This is a genomic window from Prolinoborus fasciculus, from assembly GCF_056724605.1.
In genome coordinates, this window is record NZ_JBWZQN010000072.1 from 1 (window position 1) to 16,059 (window position 16,059).

Genomic DNA, 16,059 nt, shown 5'->3' on the forward strand with positions numbered 1-16,059 from the left:
CTGGACAAAATGACTCCAGATGAGTTTTACTATGACCAGCTACCACAACAAAATAAGGTAGCTTAACTAGAGCAGAATATCACTTATAAATAAGCTTTTAGTTGTTCAAACAAGTGGGACCACCTCTAAACCTCACTTTGTATAAAGCCAAATGAATGGATATTTCCTAGAATTTTAATTAATAAAAGTTATCACGGTAGAAGTTATAAGTAGTATTGTGGCGATCAATGTTAAGTAGATGCATGATTTACTCATTGATTGATCATCTACTTTGAAAAAGTTCTTTATTGGATCCTTCCAACCAGTCATTTGACTCCAAGGATACCAAAAACATAAAAAACCCAAAGTACTTAAAATTCCGGCTAAATCAAAACTCTTGGATAAGCCAAATAGACTTATAGCAACAGATGCTGCACCTAAGACAAAACCAAACCAAGATTTAATCAAGGGAGCCTTGGGAGAAGTTATTGATAAATTATTCATATTAGAGTTCTACATTAAAGATTAAATAACTTTCTGTCTCTTTCATCCGTCAAATACCGGTCCATCTGAGCGATCAATTTAGCCCGTGCCTGTTCATCTTCTTCAGTGATTTTTAGCATACAGGATCCGATTAGAATTTTGCGTCTAGTATCATCTTTACGAGTCTGTTGTTTCTCTTTAGCACGTTCTCTTACTAGTGCTGCCTGTCTTTGAGCCTTTAACTGTTTTAGCTTTTCTTCCTGTGCCTTAATCTTGCTGTCTAGTGTTTCAGTAATACTCATTAATCCAATACCATCATCCTGGGAAACCATCCCTAACATAAGCGCACTTGAATATGCATTCAAGGTGCTATATGTATAGTAATGTTTTCCTCGAAGAGCGCACTTATGCAAACTTCGTTTGCAAGTCCGATTGGGGTCCCCCCAATACCCCGACAACCGTAGGCACGGTTGTATTTCACTACGTGAAAATTTAAAAGCGAAAAAAAGGCATGGCGATTTACCACTTTTCAGTCAAAACCGTAGCACGATCAGCAGGGCGTTCCGCCACTGCTGCAATCGCCTATCGGGCCGGTGAAAAGATTTATTGCGAACGTGAAGGCCGAGAACATGACTACAGCCGAAAAACAGGTGTGGAATACAAAGAAATTTATTTACCCAAAGGTGCACCAGAGCATTTAAAAAATCGGGAAAAACTCTGGAACGAAGTGGAACAACGGGAAACTCGAAAAAACTCGACAGTTGCCCGGGAATTTGAAATTGCCTTTCCAAGTGAGTTGAACCAGGAACAACGTCTGGCCATGCTCGAAGAACTATGCGCCAGTATCGTGGACAGACATCAGGTGGCCGTCGATGCCTGTATCCATGCACCGCATACTGGATCCGGCAGTGATGAACGCAATTATCACGCCCATATCCTGATGAGCACACGTAAGCTCACTCCCGAAGGTTTTACTGAGAAAACCCGGGAACTGGATCAGAAACACAGTGGAGAAATCGAACATTGGCGCGAACACTTTGCCGATATCTGCAATATGCACCTGGATCTGGCCGGGTCCACCGCCCGGGTTGACCACCGCAGCTACAAAGACCAAGAGAATGGCCTGGAAGCCACCCTGCACGAAGGACCGAAAGTCACCGAACTACGTCGAAAAGGGATTGAGACCGAAATCAGCCGAAGCAATGATGAAATCAAAGAGAGAAATCAAGCTCAGCTGCAATACGGCAAAAATATAGACGTTCTAATTGCTGAAAATGAGATAAAACTCAGCACACTGAAAACAGAACAGCAGATCCAAATCAAAAATAGCGCTAAAACGCCACCAATTGACGAAAAAGCCCTATTTGAGGAAAAACAGAGGGAAACCCTTGGCAAAGTGCTAAAACGCGAAATCAGCGCAAAAGACGCGAATCTAGACCTGGATTTTATGCAGCGCAATCTCAAACAAGCCGAAATAAACCTGACCAAGCACCACAAACATCAAAACGAGTTCAATCAGCAGCTTGCCCAAGAGATCGTGAAAAGCGGCCTCAAGCAAAGTCATGACAAATTGCAAAGCCTGGTCGATCAACACAACGAATTAACCCAGAACAAACCCTTACTGTTTGGAAAAAAAGCCTGGGAAGCCCAACGTGATGCGATTTACCAGGAACACAAAAAGCTGAAAGGTCAGCATGAACACCAGAAAAAACATGGTGTGAAGGATTTATTGGAAAATGAAAAGTTTAAAGAACATGCCTGGAAGCAGTACCAACAACAACATCCGGCCAAAGCCAAGCAATACCAGACTCTATACCCATCCTACCAAGTCATTAAAAAATGTGTGGATGAGATCAAAGCAGAACAACAGCTGAAACTCAGACAAGAACAACAGCTCAAAGCACAGCAGCATGCGCCTAAAATGAAATCTCGTGGCATGAGTCGCTAAACAGAGCGAGTGTCTACGAGCGAACTGAGAAAATTTGCCCTTCCCTTTCCCTGATTACAAGCTCCCTATCCATTAATCACCTACCCTACAGAGCATCCCGCATGGGTGCGAACTTTCCAAGTTTGATTCCTAAATCGAGCGTAGCGAGAAAAAAAGCTTATGAGCGAAGCGAATTCCGAGCTGCTTTTGATCTTGCTTTTGCTTTTTCTCAAATTCACGAAAATATGAACCAAAAATTGCCCCGACGAATCGAGCGAAAGCGAGATTCAATAGAGTTTGAGCGAAGCGAAAACCAAGGGCAATTTTTCATTCCCTGGGCTTTTAATTATTTTTAAGCTTTTAAATGCTTTTAGATAGCCTGTAAACCTGAATTTATAAGGCTTTGAGAGATTATAAAACGAGGTTTACCTTGCATTAAAACGAGGTTTACCTTGCATTAAAACGAGGTTTACCTTGCATTAAAACGAGGTTTACCTTGCATTAAGCGAGTTGATAATATAACCTCGTCTTATTGACTTAAAAATATAAATTTTTCATATGAAAACCGAACTAATTGTCAAAGATAACGCTTTAATTAATGCTAGTTATAACCTTGATCTAGTAGAACAACGATTAATTCTTTTAGCTATCGTTGAGGCCAGGGAATCAGGTAAAGGGATAAATGCTAATGATCCATTAACAGTTCATGCTGAAAGTTATATCAATCAATTTGGTGTACATCGAAATACTGCTTATCAAGCCTTAAAAGATGCTTGCGATGACCTATTTGCAAGACAATTCAGTTATCAAAGTCTTAGTGAAAAAGGTAATGTCATTAATCACAAGTCAAGATGGGTAAGCGAGGTTGCTTATATTGATAATGAGGCTGTCGTTAGACTTATTTTTGCTCCTGCTATTGTGCCTTTAATAACTCGATTAGAAGAACAATTTACAAAGTATGAGATACAGCAAATAAGCAATTTAACGAGTGCTTATGCTGTTCGCTTATATGAAATATTGATTGCGTGGCGTAGTACCGGAAAAACGCCTCTTATAACTATCTACGATTTCAGACAAAAAATAGGTGTACTCGAGACTGAATACAAAAGGATGTACGATTTTAAGAAATATGTTTTAGACATTGCATTAAAGCAAGTAAATGAACATACCGATATTAATGTCAAAGTTGAACAACATAAAACCGGCAGATCCATTACGGGCTTTTCATTTAGCTTCAAACAGAAAAAGTCAGCAACAAATACAGCCAATGACATTAGTCAGGACAAAGAGCTAAAAATCAATTTGACTGATGCACAACGATATTTATTTGCTAGTAAATTATCAGAACTTCCTGAGATGGCTAAACTTTCACAAGGTAATGAAAGCTATGAACAGTTTGCTGCTCGGATTGTAACCATGCTACAAGAGCCAAATAAATTAAAAGAATTTATGCCATTACTTCGAAAAGTCGGCTTTCAATGAATGATGTCAATTGACATAGTAAAGTTAACAATCAACTATTAACACTATTTGAAAACTGGTTTACATAATGAAAAAACTGTCAGTTTCAGAACTAGCGAAATTATATGGATATTCAAGACAAGCTGTATATGCCCATATAAAGAAAGGAAATTTATCAAAAGGATCGGATGGATTAATTGACTTTTCAGAAGCCTTGAGAGTTTTTGGGGAACCACAAAAAAGCAATTCTAGTGTCAACCAAAGTCAATCAACTAGTAGGCATAACTTAACAGAAGTTGACTCGCTAAAACGTCAAGTTGACATGCTGGAAAGACAATTAAATCAGGCAATACAGAGAGAAAATCAATCATTAGAACGTGAATCGTTTTATCAAGAACAGATTGAGGCCATGCAGCGCCTACTGGAAGCTCCAAAAGCCAATATGACTACGTTTACCGATCATAAATCTGAACAGGATATAGCAACAGATTCTCGGCCACAGACTGAATCGAACTATGACGGATTGACTACTCCAGAGAACAAACGCATCCCTGTTCCAGAACATATTGAGCCTACACCTAAAAAGAGAGGCTTCCTGAGCCGTTTTTTCCTTCCTTACGGTTAACCAGGACTCCACTTTTTTGATGAGCCAATTTCAGTGCAAGCACATGAAATAATGACTCCTCAAAAAACCGGATGATGTTTATTAAAACTGAATAAAATCGTGGAACATTGCTTATTTATTAAGCGTGGAACACTAAAAAAGATAAAAAAAGCCCGAACAGGGATGTTCGGGCTATCAACTAGGAACTACAGCGTTGAATTTTCAAGAGAATTATAACGCATTTCGTATAAGGTGTATTATGTTAATTTTAGAGATTCTACATAAACGTAAAATCTCCTGCACTTAGATTCTGGCATGTGTTCCATACTTATCAATCATGATAGAGCTGGCTTCATTTAAGCCACGCACAGTGACATTCACACTATTCTTTTGGAATTTATTTACAACAGAATCAAGCATGGCGACTGATGTTACATCCCAAATGTGAGAATGGGTCAAATCAATAATCACATCCTTTACATCCTCTTTAAAGTCAAACCCTTGCATGAATTTTTCAGAAGAACTAAAGAAGATCTGACCTCTCAAATCATATAAACGGGCTGTTCCTTCAAAAGATGCTATTACTTGGATATCATTTTCAAGTTTATTCGCTAGGAACAAAGCTGAAAGTAATACGCCTGTTAACACACCCAAAGCCAGGTTATGCGTAGCAACAACTACAATCACAGTCGCAATCATGACGATATTACTGCTCTTAGGATTATCTTTTAACTGAGTGACAGAACTCCATTCAAAGGTACTGATAGAGACCATGATCATTACCGCTACCAATGCAGCCATTGGAATCACTTTGAGCCAATCGCTGATAAATACAACCAGAATAAGAAGAAAAATACCCGCAGAGAATGTTGATAAGCGTGTAAGACCACCCGATTTCACGTTAATCATGGATTGACCAATCATGGCACAACCGGCCATCCCCCCCATAAAGCCAGAAGCAATATTCGCGATACCTTGTCCTTTACATTCTTGGAATTTATCACTTGGTGTATCTGTCATTTCATCCACGATGGTTGCTGTCATCATCGATTCAAGTAAACCTACAGCCGCCAGTGCGACTGAATAAGGCAAAATAATCATCAATGTTTCAATATTCAAAGGAATATTTGGAATCAAGAACATTGGAAGTGTGTCAGGTAACGATCCCATATCACCCACAGTTCTTACATCAATTCCTAGAGCAATTGCCAGTAATGTGATTGCAATGATGCAGACAAGTGGAGAAGGCAATAATTTTCCTAATTTGGGAATCATAGGGAAGAGATAAATAATCGCCAAACCTAAAGCAACTAAAGCATATACATGCCAGGTCACATTAATCAGTTCAGGCAGCTGAGCCATAAAAATTAAAATTGCTAACGCATTTACGAATCCAATAACCACAGATTTAGATACAAATCGCATTAACTTGGCGAGCTTTAAATAGCCAGCCATTATTTGAATTACACCCGTCAAAATTGTTGCTGCAAGCAGGTATTCAAGCCCATGCTCTTTGACCAAAGTAACCATGAGCAGTGCCATAGCCCCTGTAGCTGCTGAAATCATAGCTGGACGACCGCCTACGAAAGAAATCACGACGGCTATACAGAAAGATGCGTATAGACCGACTTTAGGATCTACACCTGCAATAATTGAAAATGCGATGGCTTCAGGGATGAGTGCAAGACCGACGACTAATCCAGCAAGTACATCCCCACGGATGTTAGAGAACCACTGTTCTCGGACATTAGACAACATAAACATAGCCTGTTTTTTAATTTTTCAGATAGGCTAGTGATGTGATATATACAACACACAAGCGACTACACCACATCACTAGACAGTGATGAGTTATTTACAGATTTAAGACGGTAAATAAACTTAAGGTGGCGTAAGTGTCATAAGATGAAAGAAGGTTTAGAGTAAAAAAATCAGGACAAGGGTAACAGCTAGGTACTTTTTTATAAAGCCTGGATGTTATATCCAAGCTTTGTTTAATCGGTATTTTATGAAGCTTTTGGCTCCCTAAGTAATTGACCTATTTCCAAACGTGTATAGCCACGTTCTTTAAAAATCAAAACAATAGCCTGTTTATAATCTTCAGAAGTAGAAGTCTTATACTTAGTTATCAGTTGATTTTCAGAATTCAGCTCAAGATCATTTTTGATGGTCAATACTTCGCTAGAGATCTTATTAAAGATATTTAGGTTAAACATACAGGCACTCGTCATCCGTATTATAGCGGCCCGACTATAACTAATACCTGTCTTAGCTACGCTAGACACCCTTAGCCGAAAGGATTACAAATTAAGAAAAATTCTGCAAGTTTCTGCCTATTGAAAGAATAAATAATATCTCCCAAATGCCATCCATTTAACATAATGGCGGTTATACGAAATTAGTAGTTTTTACGCGGAATTCCTAAGGTATTCATCTTTTGTCTTATATCTTTATTTTTACCAATAGGTAAAATATATTCATAACCTACATCGAAAAGTAGGTAATTAAGAAAAAATTACAGCGTTTTATAAGCCTTATAGTAACGGGAGAGACTATAGGGCTTTTTATTTATCTTAATATTCATATATCTATGATGAAGCCATGATACTCTGCGATATAAAAAACCGGCTTGAGAATAGACCGGTCTTTTATGATATTTGCTAAAATACTCTTTTGAAATATAAAAAACTAAGCGTGTATAGCACTGGGTCTAGGTGTTTTTTGGGCTTAGTTATTAGCGTTAGTTAAATAAGTATAAGTCAATTTTTACCTAATGGATTTGCTTTTCAACTAGTTCCAATTTGTTTAATGCTTGCCCTTTTTTATGATCATTATTAATCTTTACAACTAGAGCTAAAATAAAAACCATCACTATAAAAACAAGTAAAATCAAATGCTTTTTCATCATTAATCCCTTCTTTTGATCTTTAAGAATGCCTTGTTCCTTTGTAAATAGATATGACATAAGGGAAGCACTGATACAAGCCTTTTTAAATGACTTTAGCAACTCGATAAACAGTTGCAACTCCACAATTCACTGCTTTGGCAATTTCTTCCTTAGTCATATTGCCAGCTGCTAGTAATTCTTTTATTCGTTTGTGCTTAGCCTCATTGGCTTTCTTACCTGTTGGCTTGTAACCCGAGCGTGCCAGGCCCTGCTTAATACGTTCTATACGTTTCTCATTGTCCAGGCGGGCCATTGTTGCCAGGAGATCAATTAACATATTGTTGATGAGTTCCAGGATTGAATGAGTAATGCTGTCACTGGTTTGAATCATTTGGTAGGTAGTAGGAAGATCTGCCACAATTAATCGAAGTCCTTTCTCCTGAATCCTGCGCTTCAGCTCTTGAAAATCCTGTTGGGTTAGGCGTGATAATCGGTCAATACTTTCAACCAACAAGGTGTCACCTTGATTTGCTTCTGACAGTAGCTTATTCAATTCAGGTCGGTCTAACTTCGTACCACTATAGTTTTCCACGTACACAATGGTTTTACCCAAATTCAAGTTTTGGTTTAGATCCTGAAGAATTTGCAAACCCCTTTCTGCATCTTGATCTTTAGTTGAAGCTCGTAGATAAATACGTGTATTCATTTTTATCATTTAATCTTAATTCTATTAGATTAATGATAACAATATCATTTAATTATTGCATTAAGTCTAATGATAGATATTGTATGCGATTTGGCTCGCTATCATTCAGCTATACTCTTTTGATAGAAAAATCATGACAGAAGGGCATGCCTGGTAAGTTCATATAACGTGTATTATGTTAATTTTAGATTTACTAAAACTATTTTTTGAGAACTAGGCTGTTATGGGAACTGTAAAGCTCAAATCTTCTGATGAAGTTTTTCAATTAAAAATTAGTCTTCTAGGCAGTGATCCTGAAATCTGGAGAACTATTCAAATTTCATCGGCAGCTACTTTATCTACGCTCCATAAGGCAATTCAATCTGCTTTTGATTGGGAAGATAGCCATTTACATGAATTCACGACTATTAAGCATGAAAAGATCAATAAAAGACAAAAATTGAAAGAAGTTCTACGTGTAGGTAAAAAAATTATATATACATATGATTTTGGCGATTGTTGGGAACATTTGATTACTGTAGAAAGCAGACAATCTCCTGATTTAAATAAAAAATATCCATGTTGTATAGATGGTCAAAATCATGCTCCATTTGAAGATATTGGAGGAATTTTTGGATATCTTGATATTTTAGATGCATTACAAGACCCTAAACATCCAAGATATGACGATTACATGCAAATTATCGAGGATGAAATAGGAGAGATAGAGTTTGATCCGACCTACTTTAATTCACATGATATTAAGTTTTAAACCTGATTTAACATAATGGCTGTTATACGAAATGAAAAAACCTAGGCACTGGCCTAGGTTTTAATTTAAAAAAAATACATAAAAATTAAGTTTTTAGACTCGATTTTTTAACTTCGTATAACGTGTATTATGTTAATTTTAGGGAAATTTAAGAATCTCTATGCAATGGTTTATTCAATATTCTTTGATTTCTTATCTTTTAGGTTAATCAGAAATAGCCAATAACATAAGCCAGGAAATAGAGCCATAAAGATAGTCCATGTATCTGTATACATCTTCCACCACTCTTTCGAAATTTCTCCTGTGTGACTCCATCCAAAAAGAATAAAAAATGGAGTAGCAATAATTATAGAGGCAATACAGATAGTTAATAAATTAAGACTGTTATAACGATTTAAAAGAATTGAGAATATGAAGCTGAAAGGTACAGTCAAAATACAATAAGCCAAGTAGACAAGACCGTGCCCTACAAGAACCACTAAAATCGAGTATAGGCTGTATTCCTGATTCATTACGATAAACAGGACTGCTGTGAAAAAAAGTAGTGGTAAAGGAGAAAGTAAGAGAGCTTTTACTATTTTTTCATTTGAGTATTTCACTAATTTAATTCTCTTATCTACTCAATAAATAATAATACTATAACGATTTTATTGGAGGTTTTTTGATTCTATTTAACATAATGGCTGTTATGCAAAGTCGACTTGTAATGCAATTTGCATTACACTGTTCCTAGTACATTAAATACTTGGGAAATATGATGGCTACTGTTAACTTCAGGATCGATGAAGCCCTTAAAGAAAAATCTTATTCAATCCTTAAAGAGCAAGGTATTGCACCTACGGATTTCTTCACTAGTATTCTTGAGTATGTTGCTACGACTGGGAAACTGCCTGTCAAAAAAGCTTTGCTTTCGGAAGAAGATGAAGAATTATTAGCTCTTGTCCGTAAGCGCATTAATGATCCTAAAGAGATGTTTGAGGAAGTCACATTAGATGACTTATAAGCTTTTACGTCACAAGGACTTTACAGCAGAATGGGAAAAACTCCCTGTTGCTATACGAGATCAATTTAAAAAGAAACTAGCCAAAGTCATAGAGCAGCCACATATTCCAAAGAATATGCTTAGAGGCGATCTTGCAGGTTGCTATAAAATCAAATTATTAAAAGCTGGTGTCCGACTTGTCTATCAAGTTAAAGATAATCAGGTAGTTATCCTGCTCATTACCGTCGGAAAACGAGCTGATAGCATGGTTTATGACGAAGCGAAAAAGCGAATTAAAGACTAAAAATGGGAGCTTATAGCTCCCATTTTTGGCTTCGTATAAGGTGTATTATGTTAATTTTAATTATTCTACATAGTTACATCTGTGCCTTATCTTCCCAAAATTTTGCTTTATCTAAATTTTTTTCTACACCTATTCCATATCGATACATAAATTCAAGATCCCTCATAGCCTCTTTACTGCCAAGAGACGCAGCTTTTTTAAATAAATATAATGCCTTAGCAGTATCTTCAGTAACTCCCTCACCATTACGATATAAATTAGCTAAACCCACCATAGAATCAGTATGATTTAAGTCAGATCCTTTTGAGAACCACACAAAAGCTTTCTTATAATGTTCTTCAGCATCAGTTGGGTCCATATCTTCAACTAAACCAGCGTATGTCGCATACCCATCACCAAGCCAATACATTGCATCGATATTGCCACTTTCCGCTGACTTAATAGCCCAGCTTTCGGCTTGAGCTTCATCTTCTTCAATACCGTAACCATGTATATATACATCGGCTAATTCTAATTGTGCTGATGAATCACCATTTTCAGCCTTTGTTAATAACTCATTTGAAAATGTTGGATTTGCCAAAGTTTCCATAGAAAAGATCAGTCCTAGAGCAATAGATGCAAGTTTGAAAAATTTCATTTTATGCCTTCAAATCAAAGTTATATTTAATTCGTTATGTTATTAATAATACTTTATTAAGATGAAAAATTAGAGTGATTTAACATAATGGCGATTATACGAAATTTTTAAATTTCTTTAATTATCATAAGGATAATCTCATTTTTTAAATTTCGTATAACGTGCAGTATGTTAATTTTAGGGAATCTAAACGTTTCTTAATTATTTAAATTTTGGAAAAATGTAGGCTATTTATGTCATTTGACTTCGTAAAAATCTTTAAAGAAATTGATCTTCATAAAAATGATCTAGATATTGATAATTTCATGACAACGATCATCAATCATTGTCATGAAATGCAGCCAAACAAAAGTTGGGACCTATTCAAAGAATTAGATTACACAACAGAAGTTAAAAGTTTAGCAGCCCACGTAATTGACTCTTTAGAAAAAGAGGCTTCTCCCTTTATTGAGCAAGGGTTTTGGTTTGGTCTTTCTGATAATGGATATCTATATTTTGCAGTATCAGATCAATACATTGCAGAAGAAGATAACTTAGATTGGATGTCTGAAGCTAGAACATACTATCCTGAGCAAGGCACTTTTAGCTCTGAAATTTTACGATCTATTGAAGATTTAGCAGATGAAACAGAACTGGATAATTATGCTGAATATCCTTTGTTCTTAGCTTATGCACTTAAACTGGCACAAGCGTCAATGAATCATTATAAAACCGCTTACCCAGAAAGAAAGGTTGGGTACTCTATTGGATATGATTCAGGAGATTTTATTACTGGAGGATGGATCTAATCCTCCCATTTAACATAATGGTTGTTATACGCAATAAAAAAACCTGGGCACCAACCCAGGTCTAAAATTTAAAAAACAGATAAATATCAGTGCAATAAACTCATTTTTCTAATTTCGTATAACGTGTATTATGTTAATAATATAAATTCTTAAAAGCGTATTGATTTAATAATAGAAAAATTATCAGAGTAGGGTATGTGTAAAGTAAACGTTCAATTATCAACCAACAATGATTGAAGATTTATATCTTATATATGTTAATTTCATTAACATATATATACCAAATCAATAATGTCTTAAGTGAAATAATATGATAAGTCAACATCATCATTTTTTAAAAAAACTTTCGATCAGTGATGCTGCTATAGCGTATAGAAAACCTCGCTCGACTATACTTAAATATATAAAAAGCGGAGATTTCGAACTTGACTACAATAACTTAATTGAATATAGCCAGTTAGTTAAAAAATTGGGTGAAATTACTTCCCCTATACGGGACGAAAGAGATCAACAAATCGAAAAACTAAAAGATGAAGTTATGCATTTAAAAAAACAACTTAATTTTTTTAAATATACTTCAATCTCAAACAAACATAGATTATTAATTTCTCATAAAGACTCCATTTAACATAATGGGCATTATACGAAATGCATATTTTAAACACATAAAAATCAAATACTTGTGTTATAGTGATAATGCTCGACGATGTCGAAAAGCTGACTTGGAAACAAGTCGGCTTTTTTATGAGCAGTTTTGATAGTTCTTGCCAATAAATTTGACTAATAATTACGCTTTTGAACTTGAGTGATACAATTTTGTGATACATTATTGTATATACAAATTTGAATGTTTTTTATGGAACAGTATTTCGAATGGGATGAGGCAAAGAATCGAAAGAATCAGAAAAAACACGATGTCTCTTTCGAAACGGCAAGCCTTGTTTTTGAAGATCCGCTGAGGATCTCAATCCAGGACAGACATACCAATGGTGAAGAACGTTGGCAAACCATTGGAAAAGTAAGAGGCGTACTAATGATGTTAGTAGCTCACACCATCTTTGATGAAGATGACTGTGAAATCATACGAATCATTAGTGCAAGGCAAGTCACCAAGGCGGAGCGAGATAAATATGAGAACGGTTAGATACTCACGCAAAGAACTGAATGAAAAATTCAGCGACAAGCAAGATGCTGAAATTGAACGCTTGCTTGCTAAAGGGACGGGTCCTGATGATCACCTAGATCTATCAGATATTCCTGAAATTACAGACTGGAGCAATGCTGTACGCCATAATCAATTCTATCGCCCAGTGAAGCAACAGACTTCCATCCGTTTAGATGCTGATGTACTTGCATGGTTTAAAGCTCAAGGCAAAGGCTATCAAACACGAATGAATGAAATTTTGCGGGATGCTATGCTCAAAGAATTAAAAAATCATCAATAGAAATGGGAGCTTAAGCTCCCATTTTCAACTTCACATAACGTATATGATTTTAATTCTAGAAAAGAAAAATCTAAATTCTCCCTTTTTTCATCCCAGAAGCAAACCAAAACAAATTTTCACCATGTGTTAACCATGGCTGTGCATCATTATTAGTCTTAATAATTTCATGCACTCGTTTAGGTTTTCTATCGTATTCAAAGTTAAGCCAACTTAAAACATTACCTGCAATCGACTTAGATATATGTTTAGTAACAATGGTGTTATCTGGTGTACTTTCAATACTAATATTCTCATCCAAAAAATTATGTTCAATAAGTTTCGAAATACTCTCTTTCCAGAATTCTTTAGACGAAGAACAAGAAATATTTTTTATATTTTGTATAGTCACTCCCTGTTTAATATCCGTATATAAATATATAGAAACATCAATATCAGAGTAAATTTTCTTCAAATCATCAAATGCAGATAGAACATCATTATTATTATTTATTTCAATAACTTGATCAATGAAATAGTGGGGTAGATCATTTTCTATTTCACGACCAATAGTGTGAAAAAAACCAACTGGAAAAGTTGAACTTTCAACTATTCTTTTACACTCTTTAGTAACATAACTTAGGTCTGATTTTAAGGATAATTTATCACTATCACAAAAACATATTAAGAAGTTTTCTTGATCCTGTAACTTTGAATCTAGAACATGTTTAATATTTCCACCACCACCATTAGATGCTTTAGCTTTAATATTAAAAAATTTTAAATTAGGATTTAATTCTTGATAATGCTTCATTGCTAATATCAATAGTTTTGCATCACTTTCATCTTCTGCTAATAAATCCAGACATGAGAACTTACCATAAGATACTGATCTTAATGAAATATACCAACCATCTATTGTCTTATTTAATAAAATATTTTCCCCAGAAACATATACTTTATAAGGTATATTCTTATATAACTGACCAACCTCTCGGTTAAAATCTTCAATTTGGGATAACTTTTTCACACAAGTCTTACTTAAGAAATTAGATTCCTTTAAGAACCTAATAGTTCTTGGAGAAGCATCCAGTATATTGGCACCATCGTATGCTGAATTAATTAAATTTTCTAAAGCACTTACATTTGTTAAGTCATCAGAATCAAAATTCAGTGAGCAAATATTATCCATTAAATACATATACATATAACTATTCACACATAGAATTAAGGCTGGAAAAAACCAATAGGCCAATTTTGTAAACGACCATTTATGTCAAAAGTAGACTTGGTTATTGATGTTCCATCTTCGCCTTCTTCAAAAATTAGGACTTGTATTGCATCCTTATCTATTTCCTCTAATTCTATTAATTCACCTAAACGATAAATAATATGAGGACTGTGTGTTTCTATTATTAAATTTACGTTTACAACATCTGTTTTTTTCATTTTACAAATAACATCAGCAATTTTTGCTTGGTAAGCTGGATGTAAATGTAGCTCAGGTTGTTCAACTACAAATAAACTATTATTTTCTAGCCTTGTATGAAGTCTTAAGAAGCTATTTCTTGTGTTTTTTCTATTATTGCAATCCCACAATTGAATTATAAAAGGAAGAATTTGAGAATAACCAACTCCTAAATCAGCAATATTTGTAGCTTCTTTTATATCACCATTTTTAATAGTTAATGCTAAGTGTCCATTTTCTTTAGTTACATTTAATTCTATATCAAACTCATCTTTTAATATTTTGTTTATATTTGATTTCTCAGTATAATTTAAGCTATCTAAAAACATTGCAATATTTGATCCTTTTGAATCAATTTCATCAATAGCAAGTTCTTGTCTTCTATAATATCTTTGTGCTGTAGCTCTTAATGGTTCTAAATATCGTACTGAGCTAAATATTGTTGATAGCTCTTCATTATGTATTCTTACTAAATTTTCAAATAGACCTAGATAAAAGAAACATAAAATATCTTTAAAAACATCACTATCAATACCTTTCTGAGAAATATTTTTAGCTAATCCAATTATTATCTGTTGACTACAAAAGTAGTCATATATCTCTGAACTAGATGCCCAAGGAATATTTTCAACTAAATGATTAATAGTTTCTATGCTTGTATTTTTCCGACATAATCTAGTAATTCTTTCTGTTAAATATTCATTAAATAGGTACGACTCAGTAAAAAATTCCATTTTTCTATCTTTTGTTTTAACTGCTTTTAAAAGTCTTGGTATAGGTAAGAGTTTTCTTTGTATTACCTGATATCTACAACCTCTATCTTTAAAATATTCCTTATCAAAGGAATTATCATTAATTGATATTTTTTCAAATTCCTGATTTTGATCTAATTCTAATTTTATTGTATTTCCAAAAATATTAATTCTTAATTGGGAGGCATAACTAGACTTATTAAACTCTTTCATTCTTAATGAAATTTTTGTATTTATTTTTTTAGGTTCATTTATAATTGATCTATAATAATATCCTAAGCTATCAAGCTCCATATTAAATGAAAATTCAATATAGTCATTTTCATCTATTGACTTTGTCTTTTTATTTAATGCTGTACCAAAATCACCAAAATCAACTAAATTCCCGTACCACAAAATAGGTGCTCTTGTTTCCTTCTCACAACTTTGTCTCAATAAAGGAAAAGTTCTAAGAAAAGTACTTTTCCCAACACTATTTTTTCCAACTAGTATCGTAATTGGTTTTAATTCTATATCACCTGTATCTTTTAAACTTCTTAAGTTTTTTAAGCGTATTGCTTTTAATTTTGACATGACAACCAGTTTAGAGTCTATAAACATCTATATATTAGATACTTGTATTTATTAATCCATATAAATTTCATTTTTTATTTAGGATTAATAAGGTACTAGTCGTACATGGTTATAGATAAAAATCAAATCATAGAAGCTTTGAGCGGAAGCCTTTTCTCAATCATTTAACATAAAATCTCTTATACGCAATCAAAAAAGTGAGGTAAAAAAGAGGTGGATCAGGAAATTTGAACAACACTTATAAGTGATATTTTGCTCCCCAAATGATGTTATAAACATCAATATATGGAGTATTTTATGACACGTAGACCAAGAAGAAATCATTCAAATGACTTT

General features: G+C 34.5%; 19 protein-coding genes. 11 read left to right on the forward strand and 8 right to left on the reverse strand.

Annotation, left to right across the window (positions count from 1 at the left end; all coding sequences use genetic code 11):
- Nucleotides 1-174 precede the first annotated feature (174 nt).
- On the reverse strand, nucleotides 175-483 hold the full coding sequence (locus AC1P5O_RS14440; protein WP_001061745.1) for a hypothetical protein: 309 nt from the start codon (nucleotides 481-483) through the stop codon (nucleotides 175-177).
- 14 nt (nucleotides 484-497) lie between these two features.
- Complete coding sequence (locus tag AC1P5O_RS14445) at nucleotides 498-803, reverse strand: hypothetical protein (protein ID WP_499006227.1); 306 nt, start codon at nucleotides 801-803, stop codon at nucleotides 498-500.
- Nucleotides 804-973: 170 nt separating this feature from the next.
- Here AC1P5O_RS14445 and mobQ point away from each other — a divergent pair, with 170 nt between their 5' ends.
- The 4 genes from mobQ to AC1P5O_RS14465 all read left to right on the forward strand — a co-directional run bounded on the left by mobQ (nucleotide 974) and on the right by AC1P5O_RS14465 (nucleotide 4,475).
- The gene (mobQ, locus tag AC1P5O_RS14450) at nucleotides 974-2,410 is read left to right on the forward strand and encodes a MobQ family relaxase (RefSeq protein WP_004728107.1); all 1,437 of its coding nucleotides are present in this window, start codon (nucleotides 974-976) and stop codon (nucleotides 2,408-2,410) included.
- 101 nt (nucleotides 2,411-2,511) lie between these two features.
- Nucleotides 2,512-2,745 (forward strand): hypothetical protein, encoded by a 234-nt coding sequence (locus tag AC1P5O_RS14455; RefSeq protein WP_159038088.1) that lies wholly within the window; start codon nucleotides 2,512-2,514, stop codon nucleotides 2,743-2,745.
- Nucleotides 2,746-2,947: 202 nt separating this feature from the next.
- Nucleotides 2,948-3,871: a replication initiation protein RepM gene (repM, locus tag AC1P5O_RS14460; protein WP_004282204.1), complete on the forward strand. Its 924-nt coding sequence runs from the start codon at nucleotides 2,948-2,950 to the stop codon at nucleotides 3,869-3,871.
- A 67-nt stretch (nucleotides 3,872-3,938) separates the two neighbouring features.
- Nucleotides 3,939-4,475: a plasmid replication DNA-binding protein gene (locus AC1P5O_RS14465; RefSeq protein ID WP_063454693.1), complete on the forward strand. Its 537-nt coding sequence runs from the start codon at nucleotides 3,939-3,941 to the stop codon at nucleotides 4,473-4,475.
- A 282-nt stretch (nucleotides 4,476-4,757) separates the two neighbouring features.
- On the opposite strand, the gene AC1P5O_RS14470 is transcribed toward AC1P5O_RS14465, so the two are convergent.
- The 3 genes from AC1P5O_RS14470 to AC1P5O_RS14480 form a co-directional block, all read right to left on the reverse strand.
- A complete protein-coding gene (locus AC1P5O_RS14470; protein ID WP_005249159.1) occupies nucleotides 4,758-6,212 on the reverse strand; it encodes a SulP family inorganic anion transporter in 1,455 nt (484 codons plus the stop codon).
- A 248-nt stretch (nucleotides 6,213-6,460) separates the two neighbouring features.
- Nucleotides 6,461-6,670 (reverse strand): hypothetical protein, encoded by a 210-nt coding sequence (locus AC1P5O_RS14475; RefSeq protein ID WP_005249157.1) that lies wholly within the window; start codon nucleotides 6,668-6,670, stop codon nucleotides 6,461-6,463.
- A gap of 774 nt (nucleotides 6,671-7,444) precedes the next feature.
- On the reverse strand, nucleotides 7,445-8,047 hold the full coding sequence (locus tag AC1P5O_RS14480; protein ID WP_499006231.1) for a recombinase family protein: 603 nt from the start codon (nucleotides 8,045-8,047) through the stop codon (nucleotides 7,445-7,447).
- A gap of 223 nt (nucleotides 8,048-8,270) precedes the next feature.
- On the opposite strand from AC1P5O_RS14480, the gene AC1P5O_RS14485 reads away from it, so the two are divergent.
- The 3 genes from AC1P5O_RS14485 to AC1P5O_RS14495 all read left to right on the forward strand — a co-directional run bounded on the left by AC1P5O_RS14485 (nucleotide 8,271) and on the right by AC1P5O_RS14495 (nucleotide 10,084).
- Nucleotides 8,271-8,798 (forward strand): plasmid pRiA4b ORF-3 family protein, encoded by a 528-nt coding sequence (locus AC1P5O_RS14485; RefSeq protein WP_000537573.1) that lies wholly within the window; start codon nucleotides 8,271-8,273, stop codon nucleotides 8,796-8,798.
- A gap of 757 nt (nucleotides 8,799-9,555) precedes the next feature.
- Nucleotides 9,556-9,801 (forward strand): type II toxin-antitoxin system RelB/DinJ family antitoxin, encoded by a 246-nt coding sequence (locus AC1P5O_RS14490; protein ID WP_000246755.1) that lies wholly within the window; start codon nucleotides 9,556-9,558, stop codon nucleotides 9,799-9,801.
- Nucleotides 9,791-10,084, forward strand: coding sequence for a type II toxin-antitoxin system RelE family toxin (locus AC1P5O_RS14495; protein ID WP_159373035.1), 294 nt, complete (start codon nucleotides 9,791-9,793; stop codon nucleotides 10,082-10,084). The genes AC1P5O_RS14490 and AC1P5O_RS14495 overlap by 11 nt, the downstream gene beginning before the upstream one ends.
- Before the next feature lie 73 nt (nucleotides 10,085-10,157).
- On the opposite strand, the gene AC1P5O_RS14500 is transcribed toward AC1P5O_RS14495, so the two are convergent.
- On the reverse strand, nucleotides 10,158-10,721 hold the full coding sequence (locus tag AC1P5O_RS14500; RefSeq protein WP_004734498.1) for a tetratricopeptide repeat protein: 564 nt from the start codon (nucleotides 10,719-10,721) through the stop codon (nucleotides 10,158-10,160).
- Nucleotides 10,722-10,954: 233 nt separating this feature from the next.
- On the opposite strand from AC1P5O_RS14500, the gene AC1P5O_RS14505 reads away from it, so the two are divergent.
- From AC1P5O_RS14505 to AC1P5O_RS14520, 4 genes are all read left to right on the forward strand, one after another.
- Nucleotides 10,955-11,509 carry a hypothetical protein gene (locus tag AC1P5O_RS14505; protein ID WP_086044968.1) on the forward strand — a complete coding sequence of 185 codons (555 nt, stop codon included), beginning with the start codon at nucleotides 10,955-10,957 and terminating at the stop codon, nucleotides 11,507-11,509.
- Nucleotides 11,510-11,819: 310 nt separating this feature from the next.
- Nucleotides 11,820-12,137 (forward strand): hypothetical protein, encoded by a 318-nt coding sequence (locus AC1P5O_RS14510; RefSeq protein ID WP_262472599.1) that lies wholly within the window; start codon nucleotides 11,820-11,822, stop codon nucleotides 12,135-12,137.
- A 228-nt stretch (nucleotides 12,138-12,365) separates the two neighbouring features.
- Nucleotides 12,366-12,653 (forward strand): BrnT family toxin, encoded by a 288-nt coding sequence (locus AC1P5O_RS14515; RefSeq protein WP_151676414.1) that lies wholly within the window; start codon nucleotides 12,366-12,368, stop codon nucleotides 12,651-12,653.
- The gene (locus AC1P5O_RS14520; protein WP_348942340.1) at nucleotides 12,640-12,954 is read left to right on the forward strand and encodes a BrnA antitoxin family protein; all 315 of its coding nucleotides are present in this window, start codon (nucleotides 12,640-12,642) and stop codon (nucleotides 12,952-12,954) included. The genes AC1P5O_RS14515 and AC1P5O_RS14520 overlap by 14 nt, the downstream gene beginning before the upstream one ends.
- Before the next feature lie 70 nt (nucleotides 12,955-13,024).
- Here AC1P5O_RS14520 and AC1P5O_RS14525 read toward each other — a convergent pair whose 3' ends face one another.
- On the reverse strand, nucleotides 13,025-14,137 hold the full coding sequence (locus AC1P5O_RS14525; RefSeq protein WP_348942338.1) for a hypothetical protein: 1,113 nt from the start codon (nucleotides 14,135-14,137) through the stop codon (nucleotides 13,025-13,027).
- Nucleotides 14,138-14,157: 20 nt separating this feature from the next.
- Entirely contained in the window at nucleotides 14,158-15,723 is a 1,566-nt protein-coding gene (locus tag AC1P5O_RS14530; RefSeq protein ID WP_348942337.1) for an AAA family ATPase, read from the reverse strand.
- Nucleotides 15,724-16,059: the final 336 nt, after the last annotated feature.

What these genes read in the sequence shown, in the direction of transcription:
- AC1P5O_RS14440 (WP_001061745.1), bottom strand. Translation starts at nt 483, where the DNA reads ATGAATAATTTATCAATAACTTCTCCCAAGGCTCCCTTGATTAAATCT.
- AC1P5O_RS14445 (WP_499006227.1), bottom strand. Translation starts at nt 803, where the DNA reads ATGTTAGGGATGGTTTCCCAGGATGATGGTATTGGATTAATGAGTATT.
- mobQ (WP_004728107.1), top strand. Translation starts at nt 974, where the DNA reads ATGGCGATTTACCACTTTTCAGTCAAAACCGTAGCACGATCAGCAGGG.
- AC1P5O_RS14455 (WP_159038088.1), top strand. Translation starts at nt 2,512, where the DNA reads ATGGGTGCGAACTTTCCAAGTTTGATTCCTAAATCGAGCGTAGCGAGA.
- repM (WP_004282204.1), top strand. Translation starts at nt 2,948, where the DNA reads ATGAAAACCGAACTAATTGTCAAAGATAACGCTTTAATTAATGCTAGT.
- AC1P5O_RS14465 (WP_063454693.1), top strand. Translation starts at nt 3,939, where the DNA reads ATGAAAAAACTGTCAGTTTCAGAACTAGCGAAATTATATGGATATTCA.
- AC1P5O_RS14470 (WP_005249159.1), bottom strand. Translation starts at nt 6,212, where the DNA reads ATGTTGTCTAATGTCCGAGAACAGTGGTTCTCTAACATCCGTGGGGAT.
- AC1P5O_RS14475 (WP_005249157.1), bottom strand. Translation starts at nt 6,670, where the DNA reads ATGTTTAACCTAAATATCTTTAATAAGATCTCTAGCGAAGTATTGACC.
- AC1P5O_RS14480 (WP_499006231.1), bottom strand. Translation starts at nt 8,047, where the DNA reads ATGAATACACGTATTTATCTACGAGCTTCAACTAAAGATCAAGATGCA.
- AC1P5O_RS14485 (WP_000537573.1), top strand. Translation starts at nt 8,271, where the DNA reads ATGGGAACTGTAAAGCTCAAATCTTCTGATGAAGTTTTTCAATTAAAA.
- AC1P5O_RS14490 (WP_000246755.1), top strand. Translation starts at nt 9,556, where the DNA reads ATGGCTACTGTTAACTTCAGGATCGATGAAGCCCTTAAAGAAAAATCT.
- AC1P5O_RS14495 (WP_159373035.1), top strand. Translation starts at nt 9,791, where the DNA reads ATGACTTATAAGCTTTTACGTCACAAGGACTTTACAGCAGAATGGGAA.
- AC1P5O_RS14500 (WP_004734498.1), bottom strand. Translation starts at nt 10,721, where the DNA reads ATGAAATTTTTCAAACTTGCATCTATTGCTCTAGGACTGATCTTTTCT.
- AC1P5O_RS14505 (WP_086044968.1), top strand. Translation starts at nt 10,955, where the DNA reads ATGTCATTTGACTTCGTAAAAATCTTTAAAGAAATTGATCTTCATAAA.
- AC1P5O_RS14510 (WP_262472599.1), top strand. Translation starts at nt 11,820, where the DNA reads ATGATAAGTCAACATCATCATTTTTTAAAAAAACTTTCGATCAGTGAT.
- AC1P5O_RS14515 (WP_151676414.1), top strand. Translation starts at nt 12,366, where the DNA reads ATGGAACAGTATTTCGAATGGGATGAGGCAAAGAATCGAAAGAATCAG.
- AC1P5O_RS14520 (WP_348942340.1), top strand. Translation starts at nt 12,640, where the DNA reads ATGAGAACGGTTAGATACTCACGCAAAGAACTGAATGAAAAATTCAGC.
- AC1P5O_RS14525 (WP_348942338.1), bottom strand. Translation starts at nt 14,137, where the DNA reads ATGTATATGTATTTAATGGATAATATTTGCTCACTGAATTTTGATTCT.
- AC1P5O_RS14530 (WP_348942337.1), bottom strand. Translation starts at nt 15,723, where the DNA reads ATGTCAAAATTAAAAGCAATACGCTTAAAAAACTTAAGAAGTTTAAAA.